We start from the raw sequence: 7174 nt of genomic DNA, 5'->3' as shown, positions 1-7174 counted from the left end.
ATCCTCGCTCTGGAACGAATAACGTTTTCCTCGGAGAACCGTTCGACGGCGAACGTAGTCTGTTTTGGCACACTTCGAACCTCGTTTTCTCCAAAAAAAAAGGCCCCGTTAAGGGACCTCATTCATCTATCAGGGACCTATTCGGTGAAATCTATTGTTCTCTTTACGCTCTTCTTGCTGTGAAACTCTAGTTGATCTTCTTCCTGGAAGTCATCAAAGCCGAGTGCCTTTATTCCGCACTCCTTTGGGGCATCTACCCTGCTCGCATCGTCTTTGTAATGCTTGAGCACTTCGATCGCTACGTCTGCGATTTCCTCGTTCTTTCTGTATACTCTCATCCTGCCTTTCTTAAGCACGTGTCCATCGTCCACCTGAACACCGGCTATAGTTCCAACTTTATTGATTCTGAACAACTGCTTTATGTGTCCATGGCCGATCACTTCATCGACTTCCTCGGGTTCTAGGAGACCCTCAAGGGCTTTCTTGAGGTCGTCTATCAAGTTAAAGATGATCTCATAAACTTTGATCTGTACGCCCTCAACTTCTGCCTGTTTTCTTGCCTGGGCATCGGGTTTAACTTTGAAGCCCATTATTACGGCATCGGAGGCAGATGCCAGCATTACGTCACTCGAGTTTACAGAGCCGATACCAGAATGGACGACCTCAATCCTGACGTCGTTATTCTCTAGCTTGGCCAAGGCCTGCTTCAGAGCCTCGACTGTACCGAAGGAATCGGCTTTCAGTATCACATTGAGATCCTTCTTCTCGTCAGTGCTGCCAGTCGTTGAGAGGAATTCTTCAAGCCTGATATGGTGCCTGGTGGTAACGGATTTTTCTTTCTGAGCCTGATTCTTTGCGTATTCGGCAAGCGATCTTGAAGTATCAAGGCTTTCAACCGCGTACACAATGCTGTGGACATCGGGAACCTCGTCGAAGCCAATAATCTGCACAGGATCTGAAGGATGGGCTTCTTTGATTCGCTTCCCGTATTCGTTAATCAGTGCCTTCACTCTGCCTGAGGCAGAACCGGCAACAACGTAGTCGCCAGGTCTTAAAATCCCGTCTTTTACAATGAGAGTTGCCAGGGGACCTACGGCCTTGTCCAATCTTGAGTCAATAATGATTCCTCTTGCGTTTCCTTCGGGAATGCACTTCACATCTGCTACTTCGGCTACAAGAAGGATCATCTCAAGAACATCCTCAACGCCCTTGCCTGTTTTCGCAGATACAGGAACTGTTACAGTGTCCCCGCCCCAGTCTTCAGGAACGAGGCCCAGCTTCGAGGCGAGCTGTTGCTTAGTAAGGTCTATGTTTGCGTTTGGTTTGTCTATCTTGTTTATCGCGACAATTATGGGCACATTTGCTGTCTTCGCGTGGTTGTAAGCCTCTATAGTCTGCGGCATAACACCGTCGTCGGCCGCTACAACAAGAACTACGATATCCGTTGCCTGAGCTCCGCGCGCTCTCATTTCGGTGAATGCCTCGTGCCCGGGCGTATCAATGAACGTGATCTTCTTGTTTCTTATCTCGACCTGGTAAGCACCTATGGTCTGGGTAATGCCTCCGATTTCGTCTTCGGCGACCTTGGCCTTTCTAATTCTGTCGAGAAGCGTAGTCTTCCCATGGTCAACGTGCCCCATAACCGTGACGACCGGGGGCCTCTGAACCAGTCTTGAGCTTTCTTTGTAAGATTCCGCGTAAGAACTCGAGATGCTCTCAAAGGGATTCATCTCTTCTTCATGAACCAGCTCCACTTCCCATTCGTAATTCTTGGCAATTTTTACCGCGTCTTCAAGCGAGATAATCTGGCCGGGGCGAAGTATTATCCCGTTCATGAACTGATCCTTTATCACCTTGGAGATCTGAACGTTCATCTTCTTGGCGAGTATGTCGAGCTTGAATTCGTTGCTCTTCAGCTTGATCGTTCTTACTTTATGCTCAACCGGAATTTTTTTCTCGGTCGCCGGCTCCTCTTTCGAGACCAATTTCTTCTCAAGATTCTTTACTTCTTTCTCCTGAATCTTATTCTTTGCCTTTTCGACCTTCCTTAAGATCTCCTTCTTTTCTTCCTCATAGAGACCAACGATGATATTAACGGTCTCCTCGTCAAGAACGGACATATGGTTCTTGACGGTAACACCGAGCTCCTCAAGTTCATCCAACAGCTCTCTTGCCGTTATGTTAAGTCTCTTAGCAAGTTCGTACACTCTGGCTTTTGGCATAGCTCAGTCACCTCCCGCCTGTGTCATTATCTTTGAGATTTCCTCTGCAAGGCCATCATCGGCAACTGCCACTGCAGAGATGTTGTCTTTGCCGATGGCCTTTCCCAGAGCGATGCGGTCGTGTTCTTTGAGAAGAATACAGCTTGCCCCGTGGCTCTTGCATCTCTTAACCCAGTCTTCCTTTATCGAATCGCTGGTATCGCAAGCCAGAATGAGAAACTTTCTTCTTAACGGCTGCCTCAAATAACCCCTAAGTTGCTCTTTACCAAACACAACCTTGTTTGCTCTTCTGCCTATTCCTAGGAGAGATAGAACTCTCTTTTCATCCATATTATGCCCTCGATCAATGATATCTGAGGACGACTATTCTAGNNTCTAGTTCCCACGTCGGCCTTTTCTTCAAGTCTTAGTTCGTCGAGTTGTTCGAAGGGATCGCCTGCAAGGAACTCTTCGACCTTTCCCAGCTCGAAAGTCAGGTCTTCTGTCTTAAAATGCATAGGAATTACACAGAACGGAGCGAGGTCTCTCGTCAGTTCTCGTGCCAATCCACCATCGATTGTGTAGACACCGCCAACAGGTACTAGGAGAACATCTGGATTCTTCAACGCCTCGATCATTTTCGAATCCAATCTGTGGCCGAGGTCTCCGCAATGAACGACCCTGAACCCATCCGGAGTTGTGACTTCAAAAACGATGTTCTTGCCGCGTTTCTTGCCCTGAACGTCATCGTGAAAAACCGAATGACCCGTTATTGCAAAGCCATATGCGTTTCTGCTGTCTGGCGTGTTGACTAGAACATATCCGGGTTGGAATCGATCATGCGCGTTATGATCATGGTGCTGATGGGATTCCAGAATAATGTCCGGCTTCACCGCGGGCATATCATAACCGACTCCCTCATCGAAGGGATCGATTAGAAGAGTCTTTCCATCGCACTCAAGCGAAAAACACGAATGTCCATGCCATCTCAAAACCATATTCATCACCCAGATATTTATTATATCATGGGTTCAGTAACATGTTTAGGGAAGATTCGCGCTCCTAGAAGGGTAACACGAGAAGCTCCAGACCTTCGAGATTCTTGAGAGACACAGTTTGCTTTCTGAAATCGATTATTCCGTATGAACCTCCCGTTTCATCCTTGGGTAGTGAGGGACTGCCGGGATTGAGGAAGATCAGGCCATCATTGCTCGAGAGTCGCGAGATGTGAGTGTGACCGGATATCACCAAACCGCGATCGTTGGGAAAGCAGTAGTTCTTGTGACCGTGCGTTACGAATAGTTCGAGATCGTTTATCAACAGAGAACGGGCGCTTGGAGCATCTTCCTGACCGACCAGCGATAGATCAATTTCGCTATCGCAGTTTCCCCTAACTCCAATGATTCTGTTGGACAATTTCCCTAGAAAATCGGCAAGCGCCATGGGATCGTAGCCTTCTGGCAGAGGGTTTCTCGGCCCGTGATAGAGATAGTCCCCGCAGTGAATAACGAGAGTGTTTTCGTCCACTTCAGTAAGTACTTTCTTCACTCTCGTCAACGAACCATGCGTGTCGGATATTACTATCGCTCTTTCAACCATCTGAAGTATAGGGCGGTACCTCCTTTGCAGAGAATCCGCACTTCTCTTTCTATTGTCTCGTTTGAAACTCCAAGCGGGTTCCCGTACTCAAGAAATGCATCTCTCAAAGGGTATTTGAAGCCCTTTATACTGATCATGGTCGGCTGTCCTCCGAAGGGGAACAGAGACCAGGTCTCGCCTAGTTCTACTGAGGAGATAAGCTCTTTGGATACCATTCCGATCTCTACACTATCCTCCACTATTGTTGCTTTCAAGGAGTTCCGCGCACCGTAGATCGAAGCAAGAGTACCCATGAAGTGATCGAGGCGCAGACCTGTGGCGCCGAAGATCTCCACCTCCGCTATGCCCCGTTCTTCAAGGGCCTGAAGCGCGATCTGAGTATCTGTATCATCTTTTTCAGGCGGGTATATCAAGACAAGGGAACCTTCACTTCTGCACCAGGAAAGAGTGCTTTCGCTTACAGAATCCATGTCGCCCACAAGAAGGTGAGGATGAATTCCGAGGCGCTTCAACGTCTCGGCACCCGAATCTGCCGCTGCTACAAAAGGAGTCTCATGTAGCTTCCTCAAGTAGAATTCTGTTGAAGAAATGTACTGCCCACCGACAAACAACACAGCTTTTGTTATCATTTCGTTTTTCCTAATCCCAGCTGGTTTCTATATTTGTTTACAGTTCTTCTTGCAATGCAGATGTCCCTATTCTTCAGCTCAACCACAAGCTGTGAATCGGAAATTCCGGGGTCCTCTTTCACGATCTCCGCAATCACTTCCAGTGCTTGTTCCTTCTCTTGTACATTACCGAAAAAATACCTTATCGGGAAGGTTCCTACCGGTGTCTGGACAAACTTATCCTTCACGGCGCGACTAATTGTAGAGACCACAACCCCTATCTTGTCAGCAATCACATTCATCTTCAGGGGCCTGATCTTGTCGCTCGTTTTCAAGAGGAAGGGTGCGTTTCTCATCACTATTTCATTGCCTATTGTGATAAGGGTGGCCTTTCTCCTTTCGAGGGCAGTTATGTAGAACTTCGCCTCCTCAAGTTTCTCTTCTATGTATTTTCTAGCAATCTTCTCGCCGTACTGAAGAATCTCCTCGTATGATGGGTCTACATTCAGGACGAGTGAGTAGTCTCTAACGGTAACTATGAACTTCTCATCCAGAAATTCAATGTAAAGATCAGGCTCCACGTATCTGACAAATGCGCCGTCGCTGTATCCCGAAGACGGGAAGAGACCGGGACCTATGAGAGCTTCGAGTTCTTTCAGACTGGAAGCGAAGACGCCGTCAAAGCCTGAATCCCTCATTATCAAAATTACTGCTGAAAGTTCTTCTATAGAGCAATTGTTCAGGTCGGCAATCTCTTTCAGTTCTGCTGTTAGCATGCCGAGGTCGTCCATATTGTCGAGCAATACTTCGAAGAGACAGAACTGGTCATCGTCCAGGATATAGAAGCCGAAATCTCTCAGAATCTCTTTGAAGGTCGGTTGCTGGGTCTCGATTCTGTCAAAGTCCCAACCGTCTCGATCGGTGCTCTCGGATTTCATATATATTGAGTTGCTTGCAGGAAGCGAGTAAAAGTCGCCTCCATCCGTATTCTCTTCATCCTCAGGTTCTTTTTCGGAATCACCTATGTCTTCAATAAGCTCGTAATCCTCTCTTTTCATTTCCAGAAGAGGATTTGCTTGCACGATCTCTTCAAGCTCAGCAGAGATTTCCAGTGAATTGAGCTGAAGGAGTTTGAGAGCCTGCTGAGCCTTGAGCGAAAGGCCAAGCTTCTGCTCCAAACGTTGCGATATGTTATGGCCGAGTTCCATGAAGCCTTCTCTCCATCTTTCTCAAATGCTCAAATACGAGCGAGTAAGATTCAGAGATCTTTGATGCCGAGTTGCACGGTTCGCAGAGATCTGACAGTTCGGCCGCTCTTCCCATCAAGTACATACCGAGAACGCCGGAGCGTTCCAGATCGCCTGTCTGCGCAGCAAATCCAGCGATAGTTCCTGCCAGCAAATCACCGCTCCCGGCTTTTGCGAGAGCCGTGCTCCCGGCCGTGTTGATAATTATCCTTCCATTCTCATTGCAAAAGACAGATGAAGCTCCCTTAAGGATGGCGTTCATACTTAGGCGTGAACAGAACTCAATGAAGGAAGCAAGATCTGTTCTTCCTTCATTCAAGCGAGCAAACTCTCCGATATGAGGAGTAATGAGTACATTTCGAGATCGACCCAAGATCGAGAGATCATTCACGAGTGCAAACAGCGCATCAGCATCCACAACAAATTTCTTCTCCGGGAAGGATTTCAGGAACTTCAATACGAACTCGATGCTCCCTTCACTTCTTCCAATGCCGGGACCGAGCACGATACTGTCAATCTTATCGATAGCTTCTGAAAGGTAATCGACATCTCTTGGGACGAGAGTATCTCCGCTGCTTATCATGGCAATCGCCTCAGGCAAGTTGTTTCGGATAACGTTTGCAGAGCCTTTAGGAGTGTACGTGTATACAAGCCCGCAACCCGACCGGAAGGCTCCTATGGCTGCCAAGAATGGCGCCCCTGTGTAGACTTCGCTTCCTCCAATAACAAGAACAGAGCCGTAGCTTCCCTTGTAGCTGTTGCGAGCTCTCTCCGGAAGAAGTTCTGAAGCCATCTCATCGTCTATAACTTCTGAATCGGCGAGAGAATCCATAATGCTTCTGTGGAAGCCGGCGCTGCTTACAACAACCTTACCGCAAAATTCGCGCCCCGGATAGAGAAAATGACCTGTTTTCGCTAGACCGAAGGTCACTGTCTTATCAGCTTTGAAACAGTTTCTGGACACGCTACCGTTGTAACCGGAGACTCCCGAAGGGATGTCAACAGCCAGTCTGTAAGCATCGAGACGATTAACGTACTCGAAGAGAGAAAGAATCTTCTCCTCAAGACTACCGTGAAAGCCCGTTCCAAAAATCGCATCGACCACCATATCGGATCCGGCAAGCAAGTCGCCAACGATCGACTCTTCTTCGAGCTTTACACCTTTGCCTCCAAGAGAGACGTATATTGTAGCGTTTGTCTTACAGTCATCTGTTGTAGGAGCATAGCACTGAACAACCGTCACGTCGATGCCTGCGGCATGCATTAGCCTGGCCGCTGCATAGCCGTCACCGCCGTTGTTGCCACCTCCACACAGAATCGCGGCTTTGCGGATATTGAGGTCTGCAATCTCCTCGTAAACGCTGCGGGCCGCCTCCTCCATCAGAAGCAGTGAAGGTACTCCCTTATCTATTATCCTTTGATCGATCTCCCTCATCTGAGCGGGAAATGCTACCTTCAAATCATCACCCCTCAATCAGATCTTATCATTTTTTTCGAATTCCTCGCATGTTATAATCTC

General features: G+C 47.9%; 7 protein-coding genes. All 7 read right to left on the bottom strand.

Annotation, left to right across the window (positions count from 1 at the left end; translation table 11 throughout):
* Positions 1-137: 137 nt before the first annotated feature.
* The 7 genes from infB to B3N33_RS00795 all read right to left on the bottom strand — a co-directional run bounded on the left by infB (position 138) and on the right by B3N33_RS00795 (position 7114).
* Complete coding sequence (infB, locus tag B3N33_RS00830) at positions 138-2222, bottom strand: translation initiation factor IF-2 (protein ID WP_349682148.1); 2085 nt, start codon at positions 2220-2222, stop codon at positions 138-140.
* A 3-nt stretch (positions 2223-2225) separates the two neighbouring features.
* Positions 2226-2552 carry a L7Ae/L30e/S12e/Gadd45 family ribosomal protein gene (locus B3N33_RS00820; protein ID WP_103134448.1) on the bottom strand — a complete coding sequence of 109 codons (327 nt, stop codon included), beginning with the start codon at positions 2550-2552 and terminating at the stop codon, positions 2226-2228.
* A 38-nt stretch (positions 2553-2590) separates the two neighbouring features.
* Positions 2591-3199, bottom strand: coding sequence for an MBL fold metallo-hydrolase (locus B3N33_RS00815; RefSeq protein ID WP_292591824.1), 609 nt, complete (start codon positions 3197-3199; stop codon positions 2591-2593).
* 64 nt (positions 3200-3263) lie between these two features.
* A complete protein-coding gene (gene yfcE, locus B3N33_RS00810) occupies positions 3264-3749 on the bottom strand; it encodes a phosphodiesterase (RefSeq protein ID WP_292588766.1) in 486 nt (161 codons plus the stop codon).
* 32 nt (positions 3750-3781) lie between these two features.
* Positions 3782-4429 carry a thiamine diphosphokinase gene (locus tag B3N33_RS00805; protein WP_214078574.1) on the bottom strand — a complete coding sequence of 216 codons (648 nt, stop codon included), beginning with the start codon at positions 4427-4429 and terminating at the stop codon, positions 3782-3784.
* Positions 4426-5616, bottom strand: coding sequence for an RNA polymerase subunit sigma-54 (locus tag B3N33_RS00800; RefSeq protein WP_214078575.1), 1191 nt, complete (start codon positions 5614-5616; stop codon positions 4426-4428). Before B3N33_RS00800 ends, B3N33_RS00805 begins: the two co-directional genes overlap by 4 nt.
* Positions 5600-7114: an NAD(P)H-hydrate dehydratase gene (locus B3N33_RS00795; protein WP_292591821.1), complete on the bottom strand. Its 1515-nt coding sequence runs from the start codon at positions 7112-7114 to the stop codon at positions 5600-5602. Before B3N33_RS00795 ends, B3N33_RS00800 begins: the two co-directional genes overlap by 17 nt.
* Between the last annotated feature and the right edge of the window lie 60 nt (positions 7115-7174).

The sequence above is a fragment of the Mesotoga sp. UBA5825 genome (genome assembly GCF_002432955.1).
Classification (GTDB): Bacteria; Thermotogota; Thermotogae; order Petrotogales; family Kosmotogaceae; genus Mesotoga.
The sequence above is the reverse complement of the archived record's forward strand: the minus strand, read 5'-3'. Positions and strand labels throughout refer to the sequence as shown.

What these genes read in the sequence shown, in the direction of transcription:
- B3N33_RS00820 (WP_103134448.1), bottom strand. Translation starts at nt 2,552, where the DNA reads ATGGATGAAAAGAGAGTTCTATCTCTCCTAGGAATAGGCAGAAGAGCA.
- B3N33_RS00805 (WP_214078574.1), bottom strand. Translation starts at nt 4,429, where the DNA reads ATGATAACAAAAGCTGTGTTGTTTGTCGGTGGGCAGTACATTTCTTCA.
- infB (WP_349682148.1), bottom strand. Translation starts at nt 2,222, where the DNA reads ATGCCAAAAGCCAGAGTGTACGAACTTGCTAAGAGACTTAACATAACG.
- B3N33_RS00800 (WP_214078575.1), bottom strand. Translation starts at nt 5,616, where the DNA reads ATGGAACTCGGCCATAACATATCGCAACGTTTGGAGCAGAAGCTTGGC.